Below are 26,762 nucleotides of genomic sequence, written 5' to 3'. Positions count from 1 at the left end.
TATTTACTTTTTAAGGGAGTGGAAATATGGAAGAACAAATTCCTAAGATAATTCATTATTGTTGGTTTGGAAAAGGTGAAAAAAAGGATTTAATAAAAAAATGTATCCAAAGTTGGGAAAAGTATCTTCCAGATTATAGAATTGTGGAATGGAATGAAGGCAATTTTGATATAAATAGTATTCCATATACTAAAGAAGCATATGAAAATAAAAAATGGGCATTTGTAAGTGATTACATAAGATTATATGCTCTATATAATTATGGTGGAATATATTTTGATACAGATGTTGAAGTAACAAAAAGTTTAGATGTTTTTTTAAGATACAATGTATTTTTGGGATTTCAATCAGATAATAGTATTTTAACAGCAGTTATTGGAGCAAAACAAAAACATAATTTTATAAAGATACTTTTGGATGAATATTATGATAAGCACTTTGTTGAAAATGGCCAAATGATAATGCAAACTAATAATGATTTTTTGACGAAAGTATGCGTCAAAGATTTCAATTTAAAACAAGATAATAGTAATCAAATTTTAAATAACGATGTTTATGTATTTTCAAAAGAATATTTCTCGGTAAATATAACTAAAGAGAAAAATTTTTCGATTCATTATGGTGATGCTTCGTGGTTCCCATATGATAGAGCTATAAAAGAATTAAAAACATATAGGTCATATTATTTCTATTTACTAAAACTAATAGAGAATATGATTAATTGTAAGAAATTACAAAAAAAACTTATTAACAAAACAGTAGCTGTATATGGTAATGGACAAATCGGGCATATATTAATTAAATTATTAAATGCACAAGGAATTAAACCGGTATGTATTATTGATAAAAATATTGAATGTAACCAATATAATGATATACCTGTAGTTAGTATAGTTGAATCGAAAAACTTTAGTTTTGATTGCGTTGTAATCACTCCAATCACATATTTAAATGATATTAGTAAGAATTTAAATGATAATTTTAATAACATAGAAATAATTTCAGTAGAAGATATATATGAGGAATGAATATGAAGAAAGTAATAGTTTTTGGAACTGGAAAATTATCCAAAGTTTTAGAAGACTCTATTAATAAAAATGTTGAAATCATTGCATATGCAGATAATGATAGAACTAAATGGGGGAGTGTGCATAATGATAAGATTGTGATTCAACCCAATAATATATTAAATTATGATTTCGATTATATATTGATAGGAAGTCAATTTAATGAAGAAATATATACTCAATTGTTGAATTTTGGCATTGATAATGAAAAGATATTTGAATTTGGTAATTTTTTGGATTTTGGGTGGGATTATGTAAGATACAGTATAGATTGTGCATTATGTTCAAAAGGAGAAATTGAAACATTAGTAACTGGAATATCTTATTCATACTGCGGTTTAGATATTAATAGTTATAAAAAAAATGCATACAATTTAGCTAATGTAAGCCAAGATTTATTTTATGATTATAATTTAGTGAAATTTCTATTAGAGAATAATAAATTTGAAAATTTAAAAGAAGTGATAATAGGACTTTGTTATTATAGTTTTCAATATGATATGTCATCCTCGGGAATGAAGAGCAAGTGTGCATTATATTATAAGAATATTAAAGTAAAGCATAATTATATAAATGTTGAGAAGTTTAGTGATAATATAGATAAAAATAATAGAATAGCAAATAAAATATTTAGTTTTTACGATACAGGAAATGCTATGATTAATTGGGGAGTATGTGAAAATAAATATACTATTGATGATGGAATCGGAAAATGGCAGGCAGATTTAGATTGTAATAAGGAATATCCTAAAACTGTAGAGGAGAATATTTGTATATTTAAAAATTATTTAAAATTTTTAAAAGATAAAAATATAAAGCCTGTGGTAGTTGTTTTTCCAGCAAGCAAGCATTATACACAATATTTTTCAGATAGAATTGAAAATGAATTTCATGAAATAATAAATATGGTTAGAAAAGAATATGATTTTCAATATATTGATTATTTTAAATCAAACCTATTTGAAGATAATGATTTTAAAGACGTATCTCATTTGAATTTATATGGAGCTAAAAAGTTTACAGAAATTTTAAACGAGATAATAGTATGAGAAGGGGATATGAAAAAATGATTGAATTTGATTTTAACATTAGGTCAAAATATGATGAATTTATTGAAAGTTGTAAAATGAATGGTTTAATACTTTTTGGAGCTTCTAGCGCTGGAAAAGAAACCATTAAAAAATTAAAAGAAAAAGGTATAGAAATAAAAGCATTTTGTGACAATGATAAAAATAAGCATGGCACTATATTTCAAGAAATAAAGGTTATTTCAATTGATGAATTATCTGGATTAGATAAAGAAACTAATATTATGATAACATCTATGTTTTTTTCTGATATAAATAAGCAGTTAAAGGAATTAGGATTTAAAAATATAATGAGTAGAAATATAGTTACAGAAGCTAGAAATTTTTATGATAGAAGTATAATCTTAAGAGATAAAGAAAAGATTGAAGAATTATACAAATGTTTATTTGATAAAAAATCAAAATATGTGGTAGATAATATCATACAGCATAGATTAACTAATGATTTTGAGTATATAGATAATATTTATGAAGGAAATCAATATTTTACAGAAGAGATAATAAAATTAGGTGAAGATGAGATATTTATTGATGCAGGTGCAGCTAATGGAGATACAATAGAAAAGTTTTTATCAGTGAGTGGCAATAAGTTTAAAAAAATATATGCATTTGAACCATTTAAGGATAGTGCTAAAAATTTAAGTGATTTTGTAAATGAAAAAGGAATTTCAGATAAGGTTATTATTGAAAATGCAGCTGTGTATGGTAAAACAGGATTAATGAGTTTTAGTGGAACTGGAAATTGGACTTCACATATTGATTCAGAGGGGGCAGAAAAAATAAATACAAAGAAAATAGATGAATATTTTAAAGATATACCAGTAAGTTTTATAAAAATGGATATTGAAGGATCAGAAATATCAGCGTTGTATGGTGCAGAAGAAACTATAAAAAAGAATAAACCTAAACTGGCAATTTGCATCTATCATCAAGCAGATGATTTGTGGAATATTCCACTGATTTTAGCTAAAATGGTTCCAGAATATAAAATATATATAAGACATCATTACGAAGATTTGTCTGAAACAGTATGTTACGCGGTTATTTGATGGTAAGTTAATTAATATTTCTAAATAAAACTATATCAAGGGGGGAAATATATGAATACTCCACTAGTAAGCATAGTCTCAATTTGTTGGAACAGAAAAGCAGATATATGTGACTCTTTAAGAAAAATAAGAGAAATAGAATATGATAACCTAGAAGTTATATTAGTTGACAACTTTTCAACTGATGGCACAGTTGAAGAAATAGAAGAAAACTTCAAAGAAGTAAAACTAATAAAAATGTTTAAAAACATAGGGATAGAAGCATATAACATAGGTTTTAAAAATGCAAAAGGCAAGTACATAATAATCATAGATGATGATTCTTTTCCTCATAGACAAGCAGTAAGTAGAATGGTTGAGAAGTTTGAAAAAGATGAAAAGCTTGGAGTAGTTGCTTTTGATGTTAGAAATTTTTATAATTATGATTCTGTGACCATGGAAAAAATAGAAGAAAATAGGGATACTAAGGCTGATGCAAAAGATTATTTGATGGCCTTTAATGGTGCAGGAGCCGGTGTACGAAGAGATTTACTTGAACAAGTTGGTTTTTATCCAGAAGAGTTCTTTTTATATTGGAATGAGCAAGATACTGCTTTTAGGATTTTAGATATAGGTTATAAAATTGAATTTTTTTCTGATGTAGTATCATATCATAAATATTCTCCAAAGAATAGAGCGTCTTGGAGAGCGCCACTTTACTATACTAGAAATGCTTTTTGGCTTATATGGAAGAATTACTCACTTGGAGTAACTATAAAATTGACTTTTAAAATGATAGAAGATTGTTTATATTATTCAATGGAGCAAAAAACTTTTGTGTATTTGAAGGGAATGTTTCTAGCATTTATGGGTAGTAAAAATTTAAAAGGAAAAAGAAAGCCTGTGGATAAGTATATAGAAGATAATTTAAGGATCCCTTTTAATGTTTCTTTTACATTTTTTAAGTAGCAAAGGAGAAGTGCATGAAAAATATATTAATAATTCGTTCGGTAAGTTTTCAACAACTTGATTTAAATCTTCCTGCTATTAATGAAAAATATGCTCCGTGCAATATATCGTTACTTACACATGAGCATGGGGTTAAACTTGCTGAAAAGTATAGTGATATAGAAAATATTTATGTATATCCTCATAAAAATGGATTTAATATTAGTAATAAAGTTAAAGAATTATTTGATATTAATTTTGATGTTGTGGTGGTTCCTGTAACCAATATTAATGGTGGAGGATTTTTTAATGTTTTAAAATTTTCTAAAAGCATTAATGCGAAGGAAAGAGTTATGTGCAATGTGATTTCTGAAATAAAATCTTTTACTATTGGCAAGATATATTGGATGGAAGTTAGAACAGTAATAATGCAGACTATATCATTTTTAGGAACATTAATAATATCACCTTTGGTTTTGATTATATTATTGTCAAAGTTAAAAGGAATTGAAAAAAAATAGAAATATTATGATTGAGTTAGTAAATGATAGGATAAATACTATCATGTAAATTTGCCTCCGATTTGATAAGCTTTTGTAGAGTAATCAAATTGGAGGCTTTAAGATTAAAACTGAAAATGAGATGTTGCTTCACATTAAATAGTGAATTAATATGCTTGTGCAGCTTAAAATTAAGCAATTAAAAATCAGAAAAGGATGATTAGGTGGAATTAAATAAAGAATTGAAAGAATTATATATGTTTTTTCAAATGGTAAATAGACTTCAAGTAAAATCTGTTTTGGATGCAGGAATGACAATGATAAATAATAGAGCTTTTTCAAAGCAATTTTTAAATATGGAAATAGAAAGAGATGTAAATTTGGATTGCATGGAAAAATGTAAAGGCAGGCAATATTAGAATTTGCCACTACAGAAGATATTTTTTAAAGAATGATACCTTTTTGACTAAGGAATACATTGATAGGATATTAAATGAGTATGATATGATTTTACCTTCAAAAATTGTCTGGAAAGATAATGTTTATAATCAATATGCAATAAATCATAAAGAAGAGGATATGCTTATGGCAAGGGATATTATAAAAGAAAAATATGAGGAATATTTAAAAGCATTTGATCATGTTATGGAAGGACACACAGTATATATAACCAATATGATTATAACTCATAAAGAAAACTTTGATAAATATTGCAAATGGCTTTTTGATATACTTTTTGAATTAGAACAGAGAATAGCTATTTCAAATTATGATGATTACCAAAAAAGAATATTTGGTTTTATGTCTGAGCGTCTGCTTAATGTATGGATTGCGAATAATGAATTAAAAGTTAGGGAAGAAAGGGCCTTTATTGTAGAGTTTTAGTTGTACCTTAAACTAAGTTAAAGAAGTCTAGAATTATAGCGATAAATAATAATAAGAAATTATCTAGTTAACATATACTAATTATGATAATACTAGTAGAAGGAGGAATAATATGTTTGATTACTTAATTATAGGTTGTGGACTTGCAGGTATGACCGCATCAAGGGTTCTGGCTGAAAAAGGTAAGAAAGTTCTAATAGTAGATAAAAGAAATCATATAGGTGGAAATATATATGATTATTATAATGAAGCTGAAATTTTAATACATAAATATGGTCCTCATATATTTCATACAAATAATAAACGTGTATGGGGATTTTTGGGCAGATTTACAGAGTGGAGAGAATATCAACATAAGGTGTTATCTTATGTAAATGGTATACTTGTTCCAATGCCTATAAATTTAGATACAATTAATATGCTATACAGCACAAATTATAATTCATTAACTGTAAAAGAATTTTTTAACAGTGTTAAAGAAAATGTTGAAGAAATAAATAATTCTAAAGATGTTATTGTAAGTCAGGTTGGAGAAGAATTATATAAATTATTTTTCGAAGGATATACAAAAAAACAATGGGACTTATATCCATATGAATTAGGTAAAGAAGTAACATCAAGGGTACCTACAAGAAGTAATAGAGATCCTAGATATTTTACAGATAAGTATCAAGGAATGCCTAAATATGGTTATACTAAAATGGCAGAAAATATTATTAGTCATAAAAATATTAAAGTTATGCTAAATACAACTTATGAAGAAATTAAAGAAGAAGTTAGTTATGCTAAAATTATTTTTACTGGTTGTATTGATGAATTTTTTGAAGAAAAATATGGAAAACTTCCATATAGATCCTTGAATTTCATTGAAGAGACCCATGAAAAAGAATATTATCAATCTATAGGAGTAATTAACTATCCTAATGAATATGACTATACTAGAATAACAGAATATAAATATCTTACAGGACAAAAGAATGATAAAACAACTATAATGAAGGAAGTTTCAAAGGCAGATGGGGAACCATATTATCCAATTCCAAAGCCAGAAAATAAAAAGCTTTATAGCGCATATAGAAGTGAAACAGATAAATTAGAAAATGTATATTTCCTAGGAAGACTTGGTACTTATAATTACATGAATATGGATGCAGTAATTTATCAAGCATTACAATTTTGCGATAGTATTTTAGAGTAAAATCAGATCACAAAATTCATAATTTGAATTTTGTGGTCTGATTTATTTTTATGATTATAAAAATGAACGCATTGTAAGTTTTTTTGTAAAGATAAGTAATAATTTTAATTAATATGTTTATGTGAATAAAGAAATAATATTTTTATTCGATAATTAAATGATATAAAACTATTTGAGGTGAAGAATTATGAACAAAAATTTTAATATAGATAAGGTAAAAATAGGAGAGGGGCAAAAAACTTTTATAATAGCCGAAATGTCAGCAAATCACAATCATGATTTTGATAGAGCAGTCGAACTCGTAAGAAAAGCAGCATGGGCAGGAGCTGATGCAATAAAATTACAAACGTATACTCCAGATACAATTACAATTGACTGTGATAATGAGTACTTTCAAATTAAACAAGGAACTATTTGGGATGGAACAACTTTACATAAGCTTTATCAGGAAGCATATACTCCATGGGAATGGCAGCCTAAATTAAAGAAAATTGCTGAAGAGGAAGGATTAATATGTTTTTCATCTCCTTTTGATTTTACTTCTGTGGATTTCTTGGAAGAAATGGATGTGCCGGCTTATAAAATTGCATCTTTTGAAATAAATGATATTACGTTTATTGAATATATAGCATCAAAAGGAAAACCAGTAATAATTTCAACAGGTATTGCAAGAATGAGTGATATTCAAGACGCACTTGATGCCTGCAAAAGAATGGGAAATGAAAATGTAGCGCTATTAAAATGCACATCATCATATCCTGCACCAGTGGAGGAAATTAATTTAAAAACAATTCCGAATATGAAGGAAACTTTTGATGTTGTAGTAGGTCTATCAGATCATACTATGGGAAATGCTGTTTCTGTTGGAGGGGTATCGATAGGAGCTCAAATTATTGAAAAGCACATGACTTTAAGAAGAGCGGATGGTGGAGCAGATTCAAAATTTTCTATGGAACCAGAAGAATTTAAAGAAATGGTAGATAATATAAGAATTGTAGAGAAGGCAATTGGAAAAGTAACTTATGATTTATCTCAAAAGCAAATTAATTCAAGAGAACATTCAAGAAGCCTTTTTGTTGTTAAAGATGTTAAAGAAGGTGAATTATTTACGGATGACAATGTTAGAAGTATAAGACCAGGCTTTGGGTTGGAAGCAAAATATATTAAAGATATAATTGGGAAAAAAGCTTCAAGGAACATAATAAAAGGAACTCCAATGAAATGGGATTTAGTAAGGTAAGATAGAAATTTATTAATAATTTTGGAGAAGTAATTATGAAAAAAATACTACTAGGATTTTATAAAGGTTCAGCTGAAAGTTATATTTCAAATTTGGAAAAGTTTGAAATAGATAATTTTGAAGTACATATATTTGATAATTTGACAGAAGAAGATTTAAAAGAATTTAATTTAGAAAATATATTAATTAATACTTTAGGTGAAAAGATTAGAATGTATAGTATTAATATAATAAGTAATAATGAAGAGCTAATATTAAATTTATATAATCAATATACTTTATATTATAATGCATTTATATTTGATAATTCAATTTATATTAAAACAAATGAAATGATTATTGAAAAATACAAAAGCTATAATTATGGAAGTAATTTATATTCAATAAAAGAATGGGATACTAAATTTGAATACTCAATTTTGAATGATAATAATGTGAATGATTTTGGAGTTTTGGGAGTAAAAAATTTTATAAATGCTTCAGAAGAATTGTTTAAGAATATGAATGAGTTTTCTGAATATTATCCAAATATATGGGAGCATTCTGATAAAGCTAACCAATATATAACAAGTATTGATCAAAATAGAAAAGAAGAACTCAAAGAATTATTTAAAAATACTTTTAATAGTGAAGATATATTATTTAAAATTTACATGGGATCTTTTTTGATAACTACTTTTAAAGCTAAAGAATATGGAAAAAAATTACTTGATGAATTGTTAAAATCTAATATAGATAAAAATCAAAAATATTATATTATGTATCAGTTAATATCTATAGGATTTACAGATACTGAAATAAGCAATAGTATAGAAAAAGATAAAATAGATAGACTTTATGATTCTATTTTTGATGAATTTAAAAAATTAGTTGGAAAATTAGAGTTTATTCCTAAAAATGATAGAAATAAAGACGTAATTGTTGTGTTTATAAGTCAACTATTAAAGTTAGAACATGGACCAACAAAAACTGTTTTAGATAGATGCTATATTTTAAGTAAATATCTAAATAAAAAGGTAATACTAATTAACACAAAAGAGTTAATTACGGTAAAAGGAGATATTCCATTTTTTAGACCAGCAAAAGGAAATATAGTAGAAGAATATAGTGATTTTAATAATTTGCAATATAAGGATATTGAAATTGGTTTTTATCAACCGAAATGTTCAATGCCAGATGAAAATGAATGTATTAATATATTAAACTTTATCAAGAAAGAAAAGCCATATTTATTAATAAATATAGGTGGATGGAGTATAACTGCAGATTTAGCTGCACAAATTATTCCAATGGCAACAATTTCAACATCAGGGAACTATTCTATTTCAAAGAATAAAGGTCAATTTTTTATTATGGGAAGAAAACCTTTGGAATCAGATTATGAATATATTGCTAAGGAAGGACATACTAAGGAGGCAATAATAGAATGTCCATTTACATTTGAATTAAAGCCACAAGAACATGAATATATGAGAGAAGAATTAAAAATACCAAGAGAGAAATTTGTTATTGCAGTTGTAGGTGGAAGATTAAATGATGAAATCGATGATGAATTTCTTGGTGTTTTAAATAATTTAGCAAGCAAAGATTGTTTTGTAGTTACAATTGGAAATTTTAAGCTTAGTGAAGAAAATAGACAAAAATATTTAAATTTACAGAAGAATTTTATGGAACTTGGCTTTCAAAATGATATATTAGCCTGTGTGGAACTAGTAGATTTGTATATTAATCCAAGAAGACAAGGCGGAGGAACTTCAGCAGTTGAATGTATGTTTAAAGGAAAGCCGGCCTTATCTCTAAGACATGGAGATGTATCTATAATAGTAGATGAAGCTTTTATATGTGAAACCTACAAAGAACTTATTGATTTGGCAATTAGATGTAAGAAAGATAAGGATTTTTATTTAGAAATGAGCAGGGAAGCAAAAGCCAGAGCAGCTGATATGATGGATACTAAGAAGTACTTTGTGAATATGTATAATGATATAATAAATAGTCCTATTTTTAAGTAGTTTAAAAATACCAAAAAAGAATAAGGTGAATATATGAAAATTTTTATTAGGGCTGATGGTGGAAAAGAGATTGGTCTTGGACATGTTATGAGAATGATTGTTTTAGGAGCGGAGTTACAAAGGAAAAATGAGGTTTTATTTATATGCAGGAACTCACTTGCTAATAAATTTGAGGCAGGAATAAAAAAGATAAAGGAAAACAATTTTAATGTAATTGAAATCAGTGAATTGAATTATATTGAAGATATTAAAGAAATACAAAATAAATGTAATGCAGACGTACTTATTACAGATAGTTATGAAGTAGATGAAAAATATTTTATTAAATTAAAAAAATATTTTAGATTTACTGGTTATGTTGATGATGTTAATAAGTGTAAGATGGATGTGGATTTTATAATAAACCAAAATATAAATGCTCGTGATTTAAATTATGAAGACAATATAAATTCAAGTACAAAATTATTTTTAGGCACTCAATATTGTATGCTAAGAGATGAATTTAGACAAGCATATAAAAGCAAAGTAATAAAAAAAGAAATACAAGATATTCTTTTGACCTTAGGTGGTATGGATAATAACAATAACACTTTAAAGATATTAGAAAAAATCAAAGATATCAATAAAAATTTACATGTTGTCATAGGAAGTGCCTTTGATAAAGAACTTATAGAGAAAATACAAGATATAACTAAAAAACATAATAATATTTATATATATGAAAATGCAAATATGGCTCAATTAATGCTCAAGTGTGATGTGGCAATAAGTGCATGTGGTTCAACATTATATGAATTGGCTGCTATGTCTGTTCCTACAATAGGCGTAGTCCTTGCAGAAAATCAAAAATTTGTTGCTGAAAAAATGAAAGAAATGAACTTGATTATTGAATGTTATGAAATACGAGCTATAGAGAAGATTAATTTGCTTGTTCTTTTAAATAAACTTATAGAAGACGAAATGTTACGAGAGAATGTTATTGAAAAGCAAAAAGCATTAGTTAATTTATATGGTGTTGAGAGCTTGGTAGAAGAAATTAATGGAATTATAAGAGGAAAGAATTATGATGAATATTGAAAAAAGCAAGAGCGGATTATTTACAGCAAAATTTAATAATAAGTATATACATAGTAAGTATGATCCTATTAAGGAAAGCAAGCAGTTTATTCAACAAAATATAGATCTTATTACTGACAAATCTAATATTTTATTATATGGTATAGGTTTAGGATACCATGTTAATGAAATTGTGGATAATATGAATAATCAGTCAATTTTATATGTTTTTGAATTAAATGATGAATTAGTTAAATATGCAAAAGAAGTTAATCCTAGAATTTTTGAAAACAATAATGTAAAAATAATTAATAGTAAATTTGAAAATTTCTATAATTATTTTTCGGAAATTTTAGACTTAACTGGAGATGTGATAGTTCATAAAGGATCTTTAGAAACTATTAAAGATACAAATGAGAATTTCTATAATTTAATTTTTGATTATTGTGAAGTCAAGAAGTCAATGAATGATGAAAATTTAAATAAGTTATTAGATGATAACTTTAATGAGAATATGAGTCATAATTATAATACTATTGATGAATTTACAAAGAAATTAACTGATAATAAGACATATATAGTTACATCTGCAGGACCATCGCTAGATATTGAATTAGAATTGGTTAAGAAGTATAGAGAAAAATTTAGGATAATAAGTGTTGGGAGCTCTCTAAGGGCGTTAATGAATAATGGAATAAAACCAGATGCAGTAGTTATATTAGATGGGAAAGAAGTTGTAAAAATGCAACTGGTAGGATATGAAAATGAGGATATACCCTTATGTTTTTCGTCAAGTGCTTCAAGATGGGCAGTTAATGCTTATAATGGTCCTAAATTTATATTCAATACTGGAAAAGAAAATGAAACTAGTATAAAATCTAGAGGAACAGTGGCAGTTTCAGCTATTGATATTGCAATAAAATGTAATTCAAAGGAAATTATATTTCTAGGACAAGACTTAGCTTTTATTGATGGGAAATCTCATACAGCAACCTTTGAAAAAGTTTATGGGTTTCAAGATAATGTGAAAAACGATCATAAAAATAAGGAGGTTCGAGGAGTTAATGGCAGTATGCTGCCTACAACTCAGGGATATATGATGTTTAAAAATAAAATAGAATCGTTAATTTTAGAAAATAAGGAGATAAAATTTATTAATTGCAGTATGGGGGCTAAAATAAAAGGGACAATTCATATGTCTTTTAAAGAGTATATAAACAAAAAAGTAGGAGACTAAAAGTAGGCTAATTAGAGCAATAGAAGAATTAAAAATTAATATAGCAATAATAGGTGGTTCTATAACAGGAGGTTCAGGTGCTAGTGCATATGAAAAATCTTATGTGTATAAACTTGAAAAATATTTAAGTGCTAAAAATAATGATATAAGAATTAAAAATTTAGGGTATGGAAGTACGGCATCTCATTTTGGCCTTTTTAGATTAAAAAGAGATTTAGGAAATTTTAAACCGGATGTAATTTTTGTAGAATTTGCAGTGAATGATAGGATATATGATTCTGTTGACTCGAGCAAATATTTTGAAGGCTTAATTAGAGAATGTGCAAAAATAACACAAAAAATCATGATTATTGATCTTCCTACAGGTCTTGCAGATAGCAGTACAAGTGTACATAAGAGAATAGCATATTATTATGATATTCCCGTCATAGATATTAAAGATGAAGTATGTAAAAGAATAGGTTCTATAAAATTTAAGTGGGATGATATTGCTATAGATAATCTTCATCCAAATGATGCAGGACATAATTTATATTTTGAAATTATAAAAGAAAATTTAGAAGAAATCAATATAAGTGATATAAAAGTTGAATTAAGTGAAGATACAATTTCAAATTATGTTTTTAAGAATCCTAAAATAAATTCTTATGATGATAATTGTATAGAATATTATGGGCATTGGGCGGAACAAAGTTTTAAATTAAATAATAAATTTGATAACGCAGCAATTACAGAGTCTATTGGAGATGGTATTATATTTAAATTTAAAGGAAGTTATTTAAGTATGATGAATTTAGTATCTAAGGATTCAGGAATATTGCAATGTAAACTAGATAGTTATACCTTTAATATTGATTTATATATGGATTCAGATGGATATTTTGAAAATACTATCAATTTGATTGACTTAGAAGATATAGAACATACCCTAACGATGATAGTAAGTGACAAAAGAAATAGTAATAGTACTGGAAATAAAATTATTATTGGTGGTTTTTGTGTTGATGAGATTTAATTATTATGTTAATAGAAGTGTATTGCTGAGTATTACAAAAATAATTGTTAAGTTTTTTATATAAAATACGATAATAAAAAAAGATAGAAACTAATTGGAATTAGTCAAATAAGTTAGTATAAAGAATTATGATAATGCTTAAATATAATAAAAAGGCAGCATTGAATTAAGGAGTGATATGATTGAGATTAAGTCATAATATGTTTTCAGAAGGGATATATAAGAATTATAAAAGAACCTTGGTGCAAAACTCAAAAGCAATGAATAATATTGGTTCTGGTTTGAAGCTTAATTCTGCTAAAGATAACCCTGGGAAAATAGCTGAGGCAGGAAATATAAAGATAAGTTTATTAAGTAGAGATGCAGCAAGTCAAAATATCCAAGACACAAATTCAATGCTTCAAACCTTTGATGGAGCATTGCAGGAAATGAATAACAATGTAACGAGGATTAAAGAATTAACAGTTAAAGCTGCGACAGGAACTACTAGACCAGAAGATAGAAAAATAATTCAAACTGAAATTGATAAAATTAAAGAAGACATGGATTATTTAGCTACAAATACTAAGTTTAATGGAATTGTTATGTCAAACTCTGGGGCTACATTAGCACAAGATCCAACATTAGTAGCATCGCCATCGGCATTAACAGCTAAGTTGCCTCTTGACAATCAAACTCCTGTCAACAGACAGTCAACAATTGGAGCATTGCCAGATCAGAGCATTGATATTCCTTTTTATAATTTGACAAATGCTGGAACAGGAATTGCCAATATTGATGTTACAGATACAACAAAATTACAAACTAACATTGATTGGACAGATTATGCTGGTAAATTAATTAGTTCTGCAAGAAGTAAATATGGAGCTATTCAATCAAGATTAAATGATACTTTAGATGATATTTCAGGTATGAATCAATCCCTTACAAGTGCACAAAGCAGTATTGAAGATGCAGATATTGCAGAAGAATCACTTCAACTATCAAGAACACAGGTGATTTATCAAGCATCTATAGCGCTTATGGCTCAAAGTAATAAATTACCACAAAATGCTTTGAATGTATTAGCAAGTGTTAGATAGAATGAATATTGATATTAATGTAGAATTATTATAGCTTATGAGAGCATGGATTTTAAATAGGTAGTTTTAATTACGTACATTGTAATTAAAACTACCTATTTTCGTGCAGAAGATTCTAGAAGATAATAATTGTGTTTAATTAAGGGTGCTATAAAGACAAAAAATGCGAATTAATAACAGAGTTTTAACTAAATTTGTTATATATTATAGAATAAATAAAAATACTAGAGAAATTTTCAAAAATTTATGGTAAAATAAATCTATTTATTTTATAATAAATATATATATTTTTATAAAAAACATACTTAGATAAAATTATATTTAATTTTACAAATTATTATATTTAAGGTATCATTAAATATAAAGGAATTATAGAATTTGTTAATTGAAATTTAAAGAGAGATTGTGAGGAAGTGAATTAATGGGAACGGGGTTTATTGGAACTGATGGTACTTATGATTTATTAAAATTAGGTATTAATGCATCGAATATTAGGGCAAAAGCCATAGCTAATAATATGGCAAATGTTAATACAAAAGATTATAAGAGATTTAATGTGGTTTTTGAAGAAAATTTAGAAAAATCTGATTCATCAGATTTTGAACTAAAGAGAACAAATTCAGCTCATTTAGCGAGTAACAATTCAAATGGTGACAATGTTACAATTGAACAAGATAAGAGTACTAGTATGAAAAATGATGGGAATAATGTGGATTTAGATATTGAAAAAGTTAATCAAGCAGCTAATACGCTGAAGTATAATGCTTTGATTACTGAAATAAATCATAAATTTAATGACTTAAGAACTGTAATGAAATAATAGGGTGTTTTATTACAAAAAATAGGGTATAAAACAACAATACATTTAGTGTTTATTAATAAGGGGGAATTGTGAATGAACGCATTTAGTTCTATGCAAATAAGTGCAACTGGTCTTTCAGCGGAAAGATTGAGAATGGATACCATAACTTCTAATATGGCTAATGCCAATACAACAAGGAGTGCAGATGGAAGTGGACCATATGTTAGAAAAGTAGCCGTGTTTCAAGAGGCACTAGATGCCAATAAAGAAATGGCTGGAGTTAAAGCAGTTAAAATTGAAAAGGATTCATCTCCATTGAGAAAAGTATATGATCCAACACATCCAGATGCAGATAAAAATGGATATGTAACTATGCCAAATGTTAATGTTTTAAATGAAATGGCAGATATGATGGTGGCATCAAGATCTTATGAGGCTAATGTTGACACTTTTAATGCTTTGAAAAGCATGTTTTCAAAAGCTTTGGAAATTGGAAAGTAGGGGGAAATGATTTATGAGAATAGAGGATAATTTTGCTATAAATCAAGCGAGATTTAATAGTAAATTTAATGAGATTAGTGGTAATGAAAATAGTGAAACTAATGAAGGTGTTGTTGGTTTCGGAGATGTTTTGAAAAAGTGTTTGGAAGATACAAATAACAAGCTTTCAACAGCTGATTCAACTGCAACAAGATTTATTAAGGGTGAAGATGTTAGCGTAGATGACGTTATGATTAAAAATCAAGAAGCTAGTCTAAGTTTACAGTTTTTAACTCAAACTAGAGACAAGTTATTGGAAGGTTATAATCAATTATCAAGGTTGCAATTGTAGTAGGTGAGGAGAGCTAAATAATGAAAAAACTTTTAGAGAAAGTTAAGGGGCTTTTGGAAAAGTTTAAATCCCAAAACAAGAAGATAAAAATAGCTATAATTGTATCTATTTTAGCAGTGATTATAGCTATAGTTAGTGGAGTTGTCTATTCATCATCTAATAAATATGATATTTTGTTTGCAAATCTTGATCCAGCTGATGCTCAAACTGTAATAACGAAGCTGAACGATCAAAAAATTGAAACGAAAATAGACAGTAATACTAATACTATTTGGGTTCCAAAAGATCAAAAAGATAAATTGAGATTAGAGTTGGCACCAACTCTTACATCTGGAAGCAAGGGTTATGAGCTTATGGATAACGCAAGTTCCTTTGGTATGACAGATGAAGAGTTTAAAATTAAGAAACTTAGAATGCAAGAAGGGGAACTGGAAAAAACCATAAAAAGTTTTCCTCAAGTGCAGGACGCAAGGGTACATATTACAGAAGCTCAGGATTCTGTATTTGCAAAGGATAAAAAGCCTGGTACAGCATCAGTTACTTTGATGCTAAAGAATGGACAGACTTTAAGTGAAGATCAGGTTAAAGCAATTGTGGCAATTGTATCTGGAGCAAGTCAAAATATTCCTAAAGAAAATATTAATATTGTTGATGGAAAAATGAACTTATTAACTAAGGATATTAATTCTGAGCAAAATGGTTCTATTAGTTCTGAAGCTCTTTCAAAGCAGCAGGCAGCAGTAAAAGCTCAGGAAGATAAGCTTCAAAAAGCAATTATTAATCAATTAGAGCCTATTATTGGTAAAAATAAAGTTAAAGCTAGTGTTAATGTTGATTTGGATTTTGATTCAAAGCAGGATACAAAAACTACTGTTGATCCTAATAAAGTTATTATTAGTCAAGAAAATAATAAAGAAGCAAACACTGGAAGTACAGGAGCTACAAGTCAAAGTCCTGTAGATAATAATATGTCTAATCAAATTACTAATAATGCAAATAATTCAACTTCAAGCAAAGAAAATCAAAAAACTAATTATGAAGTTGGGAAAAGTGAATCTAAGACTATAAGCGCACAAGGTGCAATAAAAAGAGTTACAGCATCAGTTATTATTGATGGGAATTTAGATGCAACACAGCAACAGGCACTTGAAAATGCAGTTGCAAATGTTATTGGATATGACGCACTTAGAGGAGATAAAGTATCAGTCCTTGGTATGGCATTTGATACAACAGCTCAAGCAGATGCTCAAAAAGATATAGATGCAATGAATGCTCAAGTAGCAACTGAAAGCAGAAATAGGATGATGGTTATTGCTGGAATTTTAGGAACAATCATTTTAGCAGCTGCTATTGCAGGTATTATAGTATTCATGAGAAAGAGAAGAAAGAAACAAGAAGAAGAAGCTCAATTGTTAGATACATTAATTGATGATTCGATAATACCTAAAGAACCAGAAACATTTGAACCTATTGAATTTGAGACTAAGACTAAGAAGTCACATTTAGAAGAAGAAATTAAGAAATATGCAATGGAAAAACCAGATCAAGTTGTTGAAATTATCAAGTCTTGGTTGACTGAAAGTGAGAGGTGATAAGTATGCCAAAGGAAGAAATGAAATTGACTGGAGTGCATAAAGCAGCAATATTATTTATAACACTTGGTCCAGAAGCTTCATCTGGTATACTAAAGAAATTGCCAGAAAATGAAATTCAAAAAATAACTTATGAAATTGCTAATATTACTTCTGTTACATCAGAACAAAGAGAAGAAATATTAAATGAGTTTTTACAAATAAATAAGGCAAGAGATTATATTGTTGAAGGCGGTATGGATTATGCTAAAACTTTATTATCAAAGGCATTAGGATCTCAAAGAGCAAGTGAAATCTTAGAGAAAGTATCTGAGGCGACTGCTCAATACAGACCGTTCTCAATTGCGAGAAAAGCAGATTCGCATCAATTGTTAAATGTAATTATATCAGAACAACCACAAACAATAGCGTTGATTTTATGTTATCTTCAACCAGAAAAGGCAGCTCAAGTTATGGCTGAGCTGCCAGAAGATACTCAAAGTGAAGTTGCATATAGAATTGCAACTATGAGCAATACTTCACCAATGGTAATTAAGGAAATAGAAGCTGTTCTTGAAGGTAAGTTATCTTCAGTTGTAAGAACTGAAATGACTTCATTAGGAGGAGTAGAAGCATTAGTTGGAATATTAAATCAAGTTGATAGAACAACTGAAAAGAATATAACTGAAGGCTTAGAAAGAGAAGATGCTGAACTTGCTGATAAAGTTAAGAGTTCAATGTTTGTATTTGAGGATATTATTTCTCTTGATGATGTTTCTATCCAAAGAATTCTTAGAGAAGTTGAATCTGGTGATCTTGCACTTGCACTTAAAGGATGTTCTGATGAGGTTGCTAATTCTATTTACAGAAATCAATCTAAGAGAGCTTCAGCTGCATTAAAGGAAGATATGGAATTCTTAGGGCCAGTTAGAATTACTGATGTTGAAAAGGCACAACAAAAGATTGTTGCTGTTATTAGAAGATTAGATGATGCAAATGAAATCATTATTTCAAGAGGTGGAGAAGATGCAATCATCGTATAGTTTAATAAAGAAAAACTTTGCTAAATCAGGAGAAAGCAAGGTTATTTCAACAGAATATGCTGGTAAAAAACATGAATTTCCAACTTTTGAACAAGAAGAAATCGAAGAAGAACAGGTTGAAAAAGTACCTCAAGTTGATCCAGAAGAACTTTTAAAGCGTTATGAAGATATTGGTCAAAGAATAATTCAAGATGCTAAAAGGGAAAAGCAGGCTATAGCTCTAAGAGCACAAATGGAAGCTGACTCAGCAGAAAAGCAGGCTTATGAAAAAGGCTATTCCAAAGGACTTGAAAATGGATATGATGATGGATATAAAAAGGCTTATGAAGAAAATGTTGAAGTGGCAAAGGCTGAAGCAGCAGAAATTGTAGCTAAGGCTGAGCAACTTTTAAAATCGGCTAATGAAAATTATGAGCAGTATTTAGAACATAAAAAGGTTGAAATAGTTAAATTAGCACTGGAGATAGCAGAAGGAATTACCCAAAAGACTTTAAGTAAAGATGATGCTATGAACTCTCTTATAGAAGAAGCCTTTAAGCTTTCAAAGGGAGAGGAAAATGTTATTATAAAGGTTAACTCAGTTCATGTTGAAGAACTGAAAGAACAATCGGTATTATGGACAAAGACCTATGGTATAAAAAATGAAATTTTTGTAGTTGCTGATGATTTTATGAATCCAGGAAATGCAATTTTAGAAAAGCCAAGTGGTATTGTAAAAATAGGTGTAGATACTGGCATGGAACAAATACGAAAGGCTTTATTCAGTTAAGAGTTTACAATTTATAGTTGAGGAGAAAACTCCTATGGAGTTTTTAATGAATAAAAATTAAAATTTCACTCACAAGCTGAGATTATAAAAAAAGAAATTTCGTAGAAATTTGATCATTAACTGTAAACTGTGAATTGACAACTGTAAACTGCACAAGTGGGGGTGGAGAATGCTAGAGCTAGATTTGGATTTTCAAAAATTGACTAAAAAGGTCAATAATATATCCACAATATATTGTGAGGGCGTTGTAAAAAAGGTAATAGGACTTACAATTGAAGTACAAGGAATAAAAGCTTTTGTTGGCGAACTTTGTATCATATATAATGAAAGAAATTTTCCGGTAAATTGTGAAGTTGTTGGTTTTAAAGAGGAATTTGTCATTCTTATGCCTCTAGATGAACTTATTGGAATTTCACCAGGCTGTAGAGTTGTACCACAGCGTAAACCACTGAGTATAAAGTGTTCAGATAAATTACTTGGACATATAATTGATGGTCTTGGTAAACCTCTTGATTGTGATAGTATATCAATGGATGGAGAAGAGTATCCTTTGGAAAATGAAGCTCCAGATCCATTGAAAAGAAAAAGAATAAAAGAAATAATGCCAACAGGAGTTAGAGCAATAGATGGATTTTTAACTTGTGGAGATGGACAGAGAATTGGTATTTTTGCAGGTAGTGGAGTTGGTAAGAGTACTACTTTAGGTATGATAGCAAGAGAAGCTAAGGCTGATGTTAATGTTATTTCACTTATTGGAGAAAGAGGCAGGGAGGTTTTAGAGTTTATTGAAAAGGATCTAGGACCGGAAGGCATGAAAAAATCAGTTGTAGTATGTGCAACATCTGATAAACCAGCCTTAATAAGAATTAAAGGTGCATTAACAGCAACTGCAATAGCAGAATACTTTAGGGATAAAGGAAAAAAAGTAATTCTTATGATGGACTCAGTTACAAGATTTGCTATGGCTCAGAGAGAAGTTGGACTTGCTATAGGAGAGCCTCCAGCAACAAAAGGATATACTCCTTCTGTTTTTGCAAAACTTCCTAAGCTTATGGAAAGATCAGGTACTTCAGCAGATGGATCAATTACAGCTTTTTATACAGTTCTTGTTGATGGTGATGATTTTAATGAACCAATAGCAGATGCTGTAAGAGGTATACTTGATGGACATATAGTTTTATCTAGAGATTTAGCGCATAAGAATCACTATCCAGCTATAGATATACTAAATAGTGTCAGCAGACTTATGAGTCAAATAGCACCAGATGAACATAAAAAATCTGCATCGATAGCTAGAGACCTTTTAGCTACTTATAAAGATTCAGAAGATTTGATTAATATAGGTGCTTATGTAAAAGGAAGTAATAGAAAAATAGATATGGCCATTAATTATAATGAAATGTTAAATGAGTTCCTATGTCAAGGGATTGAAGAAAAATCAAGTTTTGAAGAAACACAAAATGGTTTAGTATCGATGTTTAAATAAAGAGAAATACTTATTAAATTTTATAAATAACAATTAATTTATAAAATTTCATATAATAACAGTTAACTGTTAACTCATAACTGTGAACTGTAAATTGCCCACAGGGTACTCTAAAGGGCATAAACTGTAAACTAAAATAAAGGGGGATTTACTTTGGCTGAGAAGTTTAAGTTTGGGTTAGAAAAACTTCTTGAAATAAGAATAGCTAAGGAAGAGGAAAGCAAAAGATTATTTACCGAAAGTCAAAGAGAAAAAAAGAGGATAGAAGAAAAGCTAGAAGAATTAAATGAGAATTTTCACAAATATAATGGAATATCTCCAAATGAAGATGTTGTATATCAAAAATTGAAAAGATATTATCTTCAAGGACTTCAAAGTGGAATAGAAACAACAGAGAAAGATTTGGAAAAAAAAGAACAGGAAATTAATGTTAGAAGAAGAGATCTTACTGTTAAGCAGATGGAAAGAAAAACTGTTCAAACTTTGAAGGAAAAAAAGTACTCTGCATATGTTAAGGAACAAGATAGAATAGAACAAATTAATCTTGATGAATTAGCTCTTTATGCATATGTTAGAAATAGTGGGATAGGGAATTAAAAGTGATTTTCAATACTCAATTGTTAATGAAGAGATAAGTATTTGTTCATTGATAATTGATTTTGATCATTGAAAGGAGGTGAGAATATATGGTTATGGCTATTAAAACGTCAACTGATTCATTAATGAATACTGTAGATACTTCAGTAAAGAATTACAGAACAAGTACTTCGTTAGATAAATCAAATTCTGAATTATATAAATCTACTTACAAAAGCGAAGATTTTAAGAATGTATTAGATTCAAAAACTTCTACAAAAGAAAGAGATGCTGAAAAGGTAGAGGACTATAATCAAAAAGAAGTTCCAAATGATAGTAAGAAAGTTGATACAGAGAGTACACCTAAAACTGATGATAAGGTTGATGAATTGAATGAAAAACTTAAAGAATTAGAAGAAGATAGTAAATCTGATTCTAAAGATAAAGTTAATGATGTATTAGCAGAATTATTGAACTTGTTAGCACAATTTGGAATAAAAGAAGAAGATTTAAAAGGAAATAGTAAAGTTGATTCTGATATGTTAAAAGCAATACTTGAGCAAATTAATAAAAAACAAGATTCAAACAATAATTCCAATAATTTATTGGAAAAAATTATGGGAGTTTTAAAGATTGAATCCGATAAGTTGGATACTAATTCCTTGAAATTAGTAGATAAAATTTTAAGTAATTTAAGTACTAGCTTAGCTGATGATAAATCAGAAGCTACTAAAGATATCAAGAACAGTATTAAGAATTTAATGTCAGAAATATCAAATATACTAGATAATAAACATGCTCAAACTAATAAAGTATTAACTCTTGAAGATATTTTAAATAAGAGTTATTCACAAAGTAAGAGTAATAGTGATAGTTCTAGTCAAGAAGAAAATTCGTCAACTTCTAATGAAAATAAGGAACTTTCAAAGGAAGATAAATTCTTGAATTCTTTACTTGATGATAAAAAGGATGATTCTTCAAATAAAATTAATTTGTTTGCATCAAGAACTGCTTCAATACAAAATCAGGGAGCAAATACTGTAGCTAGAGGGCTTACTATTAACAAGGCTACTTTTACAGATGACTTGATAAAAGATGTTAAGTATATGAGTAATAATTCACTAAAAGAATTAACTGTAAAGCTAAACCCAGGAAACTTGGGTGAAATTACTATTAAATTAGTTGAAGAAGATGGAGTTATGAAAGCAAATTTAAAAGCTAACTCAAAAGAGACAACAGCTTTACTTTCTCAAAACTTAACAGAAATTAAAAAGCAGTTAAGTGAACAAAATATAAAAATCTCTGATGTTAATATTGAACTTTATCAAGATGATACTACTTTCTTTAAGGGACAAAGTTTTCAAGGAGAACTTGCAGGAGAACAAAATAAACAAAACAGTAATGCTAAAAGTGGAGTATCAAATGCTCAAGGCATAGCAGGTGAAGAAATAGAAGAAAATTTAGCTGAAGAGAATAATAATATTAATTTCTTTGCATAGGAGGTGACAATTATGGATTCTCAAATGAATACTACGAATGTTATCACAGGTAAACAGGCTGTTGATAACGCAGCAGCAGCAAAAAGAGCAAACACTTATGGAAAACAAACTACAGATAGGGGAACTTTGATTCAAAGGTCGAGAGATAATGATTTGGATGGTTCATCTTTTCTGAAGATAATGGTTGCAGAAATGAAGAATATAGATCCTTCTTCAAGTCAAGATAATACTGCATATGTTACTCAAATGGCTCAAATGACCACAATGCAACAAATGAGTGATTTAAATAAGACTATGAGTGCTTATTCATATCAAGCTTTGCTTGGAAAAGGGGTTACAGTTGGTGTTGCTGATACTGATGGGTATGATTACACAGGTATTGTAAAAGGTGTATCTAGAATGAATAATACTTGGTATTTATCTGTTGATGTGAAGGAAAGTGGGAAAATTGTATCTAAAGTATTTGAAGCGAGTACATTAAAATCTGTGTTGGGAACTACAGAAAATACAAGTGCTAGTATGCTTGTTAATTCTGATTTTATGGCAGCTTCAAGTTTGGCTAGTAATAAGGATAATAAAGTTGTTATTTTAAATACTGATAGCAAAGGTACTCAGTCAGTAGTAAAAGGTACAGTTAAGAGTGCATTCCTAGATAATGGAGTAGTAAAAATGAGAGTTGCAACTTATGATTCTGATGGAAAAGAGTCAACTACGACTACCGATTATTCATATTCTTCAATAGTAAAAGCTGGTAACTTAACAGATGAAGATATGAATGTAACACTTGAAGATTATATTCAAAATTCTGATCTTACAGCAGCTAAAGCTTTAGCTAATAATGCTGACAATAAAGTCATTATTGTTCACACTGATGACAATGGAAATAAATCTTTAGTAAAAGGAACTGTTAAAAAAGCATTCCTTCAAAATAATGTTGCAAAAGTAAGTGTAGCAACCTTTGATGCAGATGGAAAAGAAACAGTTACAACTACAGATTATCCATACTCTGAAATAGTGAAATCAGGAAATTTAACTGATGAGGATATGAATGTTAAACTTGAAGATTATACATCTACTACAACTGATCCAGCTAAAAAGGCAGCAGCAGAAGCAAAATTAGCAAGTCAAACAAATGATGTTAAGGGTTCTACAAGTAATACCTCTACTTCGGATACTATTAATGAGCAAATACAAAAAGCTAATGAAGTTCAAAATGGTTAGGTGAGGACAATGAGTTATAGAATAATTAATGGCCAAGCTTATCCTATTGGAAATTTTGCTCAAATAGATTTTATCCAAAAAAGTAAAGCAAATGTTACTAATGAAAATAGTGAAAAGTCAAGTTTTAAGGATCTGCTTGAGAATGCTAAGGCTAAAGATGCTGGATTCACAGTATCAAAGCATGCAGCTTTAAGACTTAATGAAATTAATTTTACAGAAGATGATATGAAAGAAATAGAAAAAGGGTTTGAAATTGCAAAAGACAAGAATTCTAAAAATACAGTAATGTTATATAAAGATGTAGCGTTAATAGCTAGTGTTGAAAACAAAACTTTAATAACAGCTGTAGAAAAGGATCGAGCAAAGGACAACATATTTACAAATATAGATAGTGTTGTGATATTATAGCTGGACTTTGGACAGTTTACAGTTATGGGTTTACAATTTACAGTTGAAAGAAACTGTAAACTGTACCTTGTAAACTGCAAACTGATACGACGGGGCTAAGCTTGCAGAATGACAGAAGCAGGCAAAATATAATAAATGGGAGGAACGTTTATGTTAAGATTTATGTATTCTGGAATAAGCGGAATGAAGGTTAATCAAACGAAATTAGATGTTATCGGTAATAATATAACAAATGTATCAACTACAGGATTTAAATCGTCAAGTGTAAGATTTAAGGATATGTTATATCAAAATGCAGGTGAAGCAACTGCACCAACTTCAGCACTTGGTGGTACAAATGCTAAACAAGTAGGTCTTGGATCGCAGGTTTCAAGCATTAATAAAGTAATGGGACAAGGTAATGCTCTAGCAACAGGAAGAAGTCTTGATGTATGTATAGATGGAGATGGTTATCTAGTAGTGGCTAAAGGCGATATAACAGGAGGTATAACAATTACTCCTGCTGATGGACTTGCTACAACATCAACAGCTACAGGAACTCTTTCTGAAACGTTGTTTACAAGAGATGGTAATCTTACATTAGATTATCAAGGAAATTTATTGACTGCTGATGGTCATAGAGTTATGGGATATTACATGACTAGTGCAACCAATACAGGTGGGACTGCTAATGCTACTAGTTTAGCATATAATGCTACTAGTGGAGCTATAGAAGCCACTTATGTAAATGCAGATATGAAGGATTTACAAGCTACAACTGATAATACAATGAAACCTTTGGCAATACCTGACAGTATAACAGTTGGAACTGGAGCTTCAGCTGTAAAAGATCCAGTAAAAAAATATGAAATTGGATCAGATGGAGTTATTACTTGTGTACTTGGAAGTGGTAAAAGAGCCGCAATAGGTCAAATTGCTATGGCGAGCTTTAAAAATCCAGAAGGATTAACAGATATTGGAGGAAATATGAGTTTAAATTCTTCAAACTCAGGACCAACTGTTTATAAAAATGGAAAAGTTAATGCAACAACAAAAACTGCTACAACACCAGATAATTCGGCTGGATATGGATCTATGATTCAAGGTGCCCTTGAAGGATCAAATGTAGATTTAACAGAACAATTTACAGATATGATAACAGCATCTAAGAGTTTCCAAGCTGCGTCAAAGTTGATATCTACTGGAGATGAAATTCTTACAACTATAACAGGTTTAGTTAGATAATTAAGAGAAAATTAAATTAATGCAAGTTGAGTATATCTCAACTTGCAATAAATTAAAATTGGGATTACAAAATTTATTTAGGGTGAATTTTGCAATGCACAATGCACAATGCACAATTAGTGGGTGTATTTTTTAACATAATATAAAATATTTTGGTAAATATACAGCAGAAAATGATTGTGTATTGTGAACTGTACAGTTAATATTAAAGGGGTGAAAAGTTATGATAAATGTAACGGGAATGAATCATGAAAAGTTTGTATTAAATGCAGATCATATTGAAAAAATTGAGGAAGTGCCTGAGACAATAATAACATTAACGAATGGGAGAAAATATATAGTTCTTGAAAGCATTGATGAAGTTAAAAATGCTGTCATGGTATATAAAAATAAAATATTTACATTAAAGGTATAATAAATAAAATGCATTAATTAATTATTATTAGAGAGAGTTGCAATAGTAAGGAGTGAATATAATGGCTTTTGGAAAAAAGAATAAAGAAAATGATGCTGCTGAAAATGTTGAAAAGGGCGGTAAAAGTAATAAAGGGGTAATGGTAGTTCTATTTATTTTAGGATTATTAGTTTTAGGTGCTGCAACCTTCGGTGGAGTATATTTGTTTATGAAGCAAAGTAAAACTGTTGAAGCACAAGAAGTTGTGGTAGAAAATGCTTATATGGATTTAGCAGAATTCACAGTTAATTTGGCTGATGAAGGTGGTAAAAGATATTTTAAGGGTGAATTATCTTTAGGATATGATAAAACCAAAACAAAGTTTCAACAAGAATTAACTGAAAATCAAGTAGTTATAAGAGATGATATTATATTTTTCTTTAAGAGTCAAAAAGCTGACTTTATAAATAATGTGGCAAATAGAGAGACTATGAAAAAGGAATTAATTGAAGCTATAAATAAAGATTTAACTAAAGGAAAAATTACAGATATAAGATTCAAAAGTATGTTAGTTCAGTAAG

The 26,762-nt window shown here is 28.7% G+C and carries 28 protein-coding genes; all 28 read left to right on the top strand.

The features are described from left to right. Positions 1–26: 26 nt before the first annotated feature. The 28 genes from L3B98_RS10330 (at position 27) to L3B98_RS10195 (ending at position 26,761) form a co-directional block, all read left to right on the top strand. The gene (locus L3B98_RS10330) at positions 27–1,028 is read left to right on the top strand and encodes a glycosyltransferase (protein ID WP_238916547.1); all 1,002 of its coding nucleotides are present in this window, start codon (positions 27–29) and stop codon (positions 1,026–1,028) included. Positions 1,029–1,030: 2 nt separating this feature from the next. Beyond that, a complete protein-coding gene (locus L3B98_RS10325) occupies positions 1,031–2,116 on the top strand; it encodes a D-alanyl-lipoteichoic acid biosynthesis protein DltD (protein WP_238916546.1) in 1,086 nt (361 codons plus the stop codon). A gap of 17 nt (positions 2,117–2,133) precedes the next feature. Further along, entirely contained in the window at positions 2,134–3,204 is a 1,071-nt protein-coding gene (locus L3B98_RS10320) for an FkbM family methyltransferase (RefSeq protein ID WP_238916545.1), read from the top strand. A gap of 51 nt (positions 3,205–3,255) precedes the next feature. Next, positions 3,256–4,152: a glycosyltransferase family 2 protein gene (locus L3B98_RS10315; RefSeq protein WP_238916544.1), complete on the top strand. Its 897-nt coding sequence runs from the start codon at positions 3,256–3,258 to the stop codon at positions 4,150–4,152. Positions 4,153–4,166: 14 nt separating this feature from the next. Then, the gene (locus tag L3B98_RS10310) at positions 4,167–4,652 is read left to right on the top strand and encodes a hypothetical protein (RefSeq protein ID WP_238916543.1); all 486 of its coding nucleotides are present in this window, start codon (positions 4,167–4,169) and stop codon (positions 4,650–4,652) included. 203 nt (positions 4,653–4,855) lie between these two features. Further along, positions 4,856–5,050, top strand: coding sequence for a hypothetical protein (locus tag L3B98_RS10305; protein ID WP_238916542.1), 195 nt, complete (start codon positions 4,856–4,858; stop codon positions 5,048–5,050). Then, a complete protein-coding gene (locus L3B98_RS10300; protein WP_343073681.1) occupies positions 5,010–5,516 on the top strand; it encodes a DUF4422 domain-containing protein in 507 nt (168 codons plus the stop codon). The genes L3B98_RS10305 and L3B98_RS10300 overlap by 41 nt, the downstream gene beginning before the upstream one ends. A gap of 112 nt (positions 5,517–5,628) precedes the next feature. Continuing rightward, entirely contained in the window at positions 5,629–6,714 is a 1,086-nt protein-coding gene (gene glf / locus L3B98_RS10295) for a UDP-galactopyranose mutase (protein WP_238916541.1), read from the top strand. Positions 6,715–6,901: 187 nt separating this feature from the next. Further along, entirely contained in the window at positions 6,902–7,954 is a 1,053-nt protein-coding gene (pseI, locus tag L3B98_RS10290) for a pseudaminic acid synthase (RefSeq protein ID WP_238916540.1), read from the top strand. Positions 7,955–7,989: 35 nt separating this feature from the next. Next, the gene (locus L3B98_RS10285; protein WP_238916539.1) at positions 7,990–9,966 is read left to right on the top strand and encodes a glycosyl transferase family 1; all 1,977 of its coding nucleotides are present in this window, start codon (positions 7,990–7,992) and stop codon (positions 9,964–9,966) included. Positions 9,967–9,999: 33 nt separating this feature from the next. Further along, positions 10,000–11,043, top strand: a complete 1,044-nt coding sequence (pseG, locus tag L3B98_RS10280) for a UDP-2,4-diacetamido-2,4,6-trideoxy-beta-L-altropyranose hydrolase (RefSeq protein WP_238916538.1) — start codon at positions 10,000–10,002, stop codon at positions 11,041–11,043. Further along, positions 11,030–12,259 carry a 6-hydroxymethylpterin diphosphokinase MptE-like protein gene (locus L3B98_RS10275; protein ID WP_238916537.1) on the top strand — a complete coding sequence of 410 codons (1,230 nt, stop codon included), beginning with the start codon at positions 11,030–11,032 and terminating at the stop codon, positions 12,257–12,259. The genes pseG and L3B98_RS10275 overlap by 14 nt, the downstream gene beginning before the upstream one ends. A gap of 10 nt (positions 12,260–12,269) precedes the next feature. Beyond that, positions 12,270–13,274 (top strand): SGNH/GDSL hydrolase family protein, encoded by a 1,005-nt coding sequence (locus L3B98_RS10270; protein ID WP_343073680.1) that lies wholly within the window; start codon positions 12,270–12,272, stop codon positions 13,272–13,274. A 182-nt stretch (positions 13,275–13,456) separates the two neighbouring features. Then, a complete protein-coding gene (locus tag L3B98_RS10265) occupies positions 13,457–14,356 on the top strand; it encodes a flagellin (RefSeq protein WP_238916535.1) in 900 nt (299 codons plus the stop codon). A 421-nt stretch (positions 14,357–14,777) separates the two neighbouring features. Then, positions 14,778–15,176, top strand: coding sequence for a flagellar basal body rod protein FlgB (gene flgB, locus L3B98_RS10260; RefSeq protein ID WP_077365561.1), 399 nt, complete (start codon positions 14,778–14,780; stop codon positions 15,174–15,176). A gap of 75 nt (positions 15,177–15,251) precedes the next feature. Beyond that, positions 15,252–15,659: a flagellar basal body rod protein FlgC gene (gene flgC / locus L3B98_RS10255; protein WP_015394588.1), complete on the top strand. Its 408-nt coding sequence runs from the start codon at positions 15,252–15,254 to the stop codon at positions 15,657–15,659. 13 nt (positions 15,660–15,672) lie between these two features. Beyond that, entirely contained in the window at positions 15,673–15,990 is a 318-nt protein-coding gene (gene fliE, locus L3B98_RS10250; RefSeq protein WP_015394587.1) for a flagellar hook-basal body complex protein FliE, read from the top strand. A gap of 20 nt (positions 15,991–16,010) precedes the next feature. Further along, the gene (gene fliF, locus L3B98_RS10245) at positions 16,011–17,582 is read left to right on the top strand and encodes a flagellar basal-body MS-ring/collar protein FliF (protein ID WP_077365559.1); all 1,572 of its coding nucleotides are present in this window, start codon (positions 16,011–16,013) and stop codon (positions 17,580–17,582) included. A gap of 5 nt (positions 17,583–17,587) precedes the next feature. After that, entirely contained in the window at positions 17,588–18,604 is a 1,017-nt protein-coding gene (gene fliG / locus L3B98_RS10240) for a flagellar motor switch protein FliG (RefSeq protein WP_015394585.1), read from the top strand. Next, positions 18,588–19,373: a FliH/SctL family protein gene (locus L3B98_RS10235; protein ID WP_238916534.1), complete on the top strand. Its 786-nt coding sequence runs from the start codon at positions 18,588–18,590 to the stop codon at positions 19,371–19,373. Before fliG ends, L3B98_RS10235 begins: the two co-directional genes overlap by 17 nt. Before the next feature lie 169 nt (positions 19,374–19,542). Next, positions 19,543–20,859, top strand: a complete 1,317-nt coding sequence (fliI, locus tag L3B98_RS10230; RefSeq protein ID WP_238916533.1) for a flagellar protein export ATPase FliI — start codon at positions 19,543–19,545, stop codon at positions 20,857–20,859. A 153-nt stretch (positions 20,860–21,012) separates the two neighbouring features. After that, the gene (gene fliJ, locus L3B98_RS10225) at positions 21,013–21,456 is read left to right on the top strand and encodes a flagellar export protein FliJ (protein ID WP_015394582.1); all 444 of its coding nucleotides are present in this window, start codon (positions 21,013–21,015) and stop codon (positions 21,454–21,456) included. An 89-nt stretch (positions 21,457–21,545) separates the two neighbouring features. Continuing rightward, complete coding sequence (locus L3B98_RS10220) at positions 21,546–22,934, top strand: flagellar hook-length control protein FliK (RefSeq protein WP_238916532.1); 1,389 nt, start codon at positions 21,546–21,548, stop codon at positions 22,932–22,934. Positions 22,935–22,946: 12 nt separating this feature from the next. Further along, on the top strand, positions 22,947–24,155 hold the full coding sequence (locus tag L3B98_RS10215) for a flagellar hook capping FlgD N-terminal domain-containing protein (protein WP_238916531.1): 1,209 nt from the start codon (positions 22,947–22,949) through the stop codon (positions 24,153–24,155). Positions 24,156–24,164: 9 nt separating this feature from the next. Next, complete coding sequence (locus tag L3B98_RS10210; protein ID WP_238916530.1) at positions 24,165–24,563, top strand: TIGR02530 family flagellar biosynthesis protein; 399 nt, start codon at positions 24,165–24,167, stop codon at positions 24,561–24,563. A gap of 150 nt (positions 24,564–24,713) precedes the next feature. Further along, positions 24,714–25,787, top strand: a complete 1,074-nt coding sequence (locus L3B98_RS10205) for a flagellar hook-basal body complex protein (RefSeq protein WP_238916529.1) — start codon at positions 24,714–24,716, stop codon at positions 25,785–25,787. Between the two features lie 223 nt (positions 25,788–26,010). Beyond that, positions 26,011–26,202 carry a flagellar FlbD family protein gene (locus L3B98_RS10200; protein ID WP_077365543.1) on the top strand — a complete coding sequence of 64 codons (192 nt, stop codon included), beginning with the start codon at positions 26,011–26,013 and terminating at the stop codon, positions 26,200–26,202. Positions 26,203–26,263: 61 nt separating this feature from the next. After that, positions 26,264–26,761, top strand: coding sequence for a flagellar basal body-associated FliL family protein (locus L3B98_RS10195; protein ID WP_238916528.1), 498 nt, complete (start codon positions 26,264–26,266; stop codon positions 26,759–26,761). Position 26,762: the final 1 nt, after the last annotated feature.

The sequence above is a fragment of the Clostridium sp. YIM B02555 genome (assembly GCF_022320955.1).
Classification (GTDB): domain Bacteria; phylum Bacillota; class Clostridia; order Clostridiales; family Clostridiaceae; genus Clostridium; species Clostridium saccharoperbutylacetonicum.
This window is presented reverse-complemented; position numbering and strand designations above follow the sequence as displayed.

Excerpts from the sequence above, each read along its gene's own strand:
- L3B98_RS10315 (WP_238916544.1), top strand. The coding sequence starts at position 3,256 with ATGAATACTCCACTAGTAAGCATAGTCTCAATTTGTTGGAACAGAAAA.
- fliI (WP_238916533.1), top strand. The coding sequence starts at position 19,543 with ATGCTAGAGCTAGATTTGGATTTTCAAAAATTGACTAAAAAGGTCAAT.
- L3B98_RS10210 (WP_238916530.1), top strand. The coding sequence starts at position 24,165 with ATGAGTTATAGAATAATTAATGGCCAAGCTTATCCTATTGGAAATTTT.
- L3B98_RS10275 (WP_238916537.1), top strand. The coding sequence starts at position 11,030 with ATGATGAATATTGAAAAAAGCAAGAGCGGATTATTTACAGCAAAATTT.
- L3B98_RS10205 (WP_238916529.1), top strand. The coding sequence starts at position 24,714 with ATGTTAAGATTTATGTATTCTGGAATAAGCGGAATGAAGGTTAATCAA.
- L3B98_RS10330 (WP_238916547.1), top strand. The coding sequence starts at position 27 with ATGGAAGAACAAATTCCTAAGATAATTCATTATTGTTGGTTTGGAAAA.
- flgC (WP_015394588.1), top strand. The coding sequence starts at position 15,252 with ATGAACGCATTTAGTTCTATGCAAATAAGTGCAACTGGTCTTTCAGCG.
- fliG (WP_015394585.1), top strand. The coding sequence starts at position 17,588 with ATGCCAAAGGAAGAAATGAAATTGACTGGAGTGCATAAAGCAGCAATA.
- L3B98_RS10235 (WP_238916534.1), top strand. The coding sequence starts at position 18,588 with ATGCAATCATCGTATAGTTTAATAAAGAAAAACTTTGCTAAATCAGGA.
- L3B98_RS10325 (WP_238916546.1), top strand. The coding sequence starts at position 1,031 with ATGAAGAAAGTAATAGTTTTTGGAACTGGAAAATTATCCAAAGTTTTA.
- fliF (WP_077365559.1), top strand. The coding sequence starts at position 16,011 with ATGAAAAAACTTTTAGAGAAAGTTAAGGGGCTTTTGGAAAAGTTTAAA.
- L3B98_RS10310 (WP_238916543.1), top strand. The coding sequence starts at position 4,167 with ATGAAAAATATATTAATAATTCGTTCGGTAAGTTTTCAACAACTTGAT.
- glf (WP_238916541.1), top strand. The coding sequence starts at position 5,629 with ATGTTTGATTACTTAATTATAGGTTGTGGACTTGCAGGTATGACCGCA.
- L3B98_RS10320 (WP_238916545.1), top strand. The coding sequence starts at position 2,134 with ATGATTGAATTTGATTTTAACATTAGGTCAAAATATGATGAATTTATT.
- pseI (WP_238916540.1), top strand. The coding sequence starts at position 6,902 with ATGAACAAAAATTTTAATATAGATAAGGTAAAAATAGGAGAGGGGCAA.
- L3B98_RS10285 (WP_238916539.1), top strand. The coding sequence starts at position 7,990 with ATGAAAAAAATACTACTAGGATTTTATAAAGGTTCAGCTGAAAGTTAT.
- L3B98_RS10220 (WP_238916532.1), top strand. The coding sequence starts at position 21,546 with ATGGTTATGGCTATTAAAACGTCAACTGATTCATTAATGAATACTGTA.
- L3B98_RS10195 (WP_238916528.1), top strand. The coding sequence starts at position 26,264 with ATGGCTTTTGGAAAAAAGAATAAAGAAAATGATGCTGCTGAAAATGTT.
- fliE (WP_015394587.1), top strand. The coding sequence starts at position 15,673 with ATGAGAATAGAGGATAATTTTGCTATAAATCAAGCGAGATTTAATAGT.
- L3B98_RS10215 (WP_238916531.1), top strand. The coding sequence starts at position 22,947 with ATGGATTCTCAAATGAATACTACGAATGTTATCACAGGTAAACAGGCT.
- flgB (WP_077365561.1), top strand. The coding sequence starts at position 14,778 with ATGGGAACGGGGTTTATTGGAACTGATGGTACTTATGATTTATTAAAA.
- pseG (WP_238916538.1), top strand. The coding sequence starts at position 10,000 with ATGAAAATTTTTATTAGGGCTGATGGTGGAAAAGAGATTGGTCTTGGA.
- L3B98_RS10200 (WP_077365543.1), top strand. The coding sequence starts at position 26,011 with ATGATAAATGTAACGGGAATGAATCATGAAAAGTTTGTATTAAATGCA.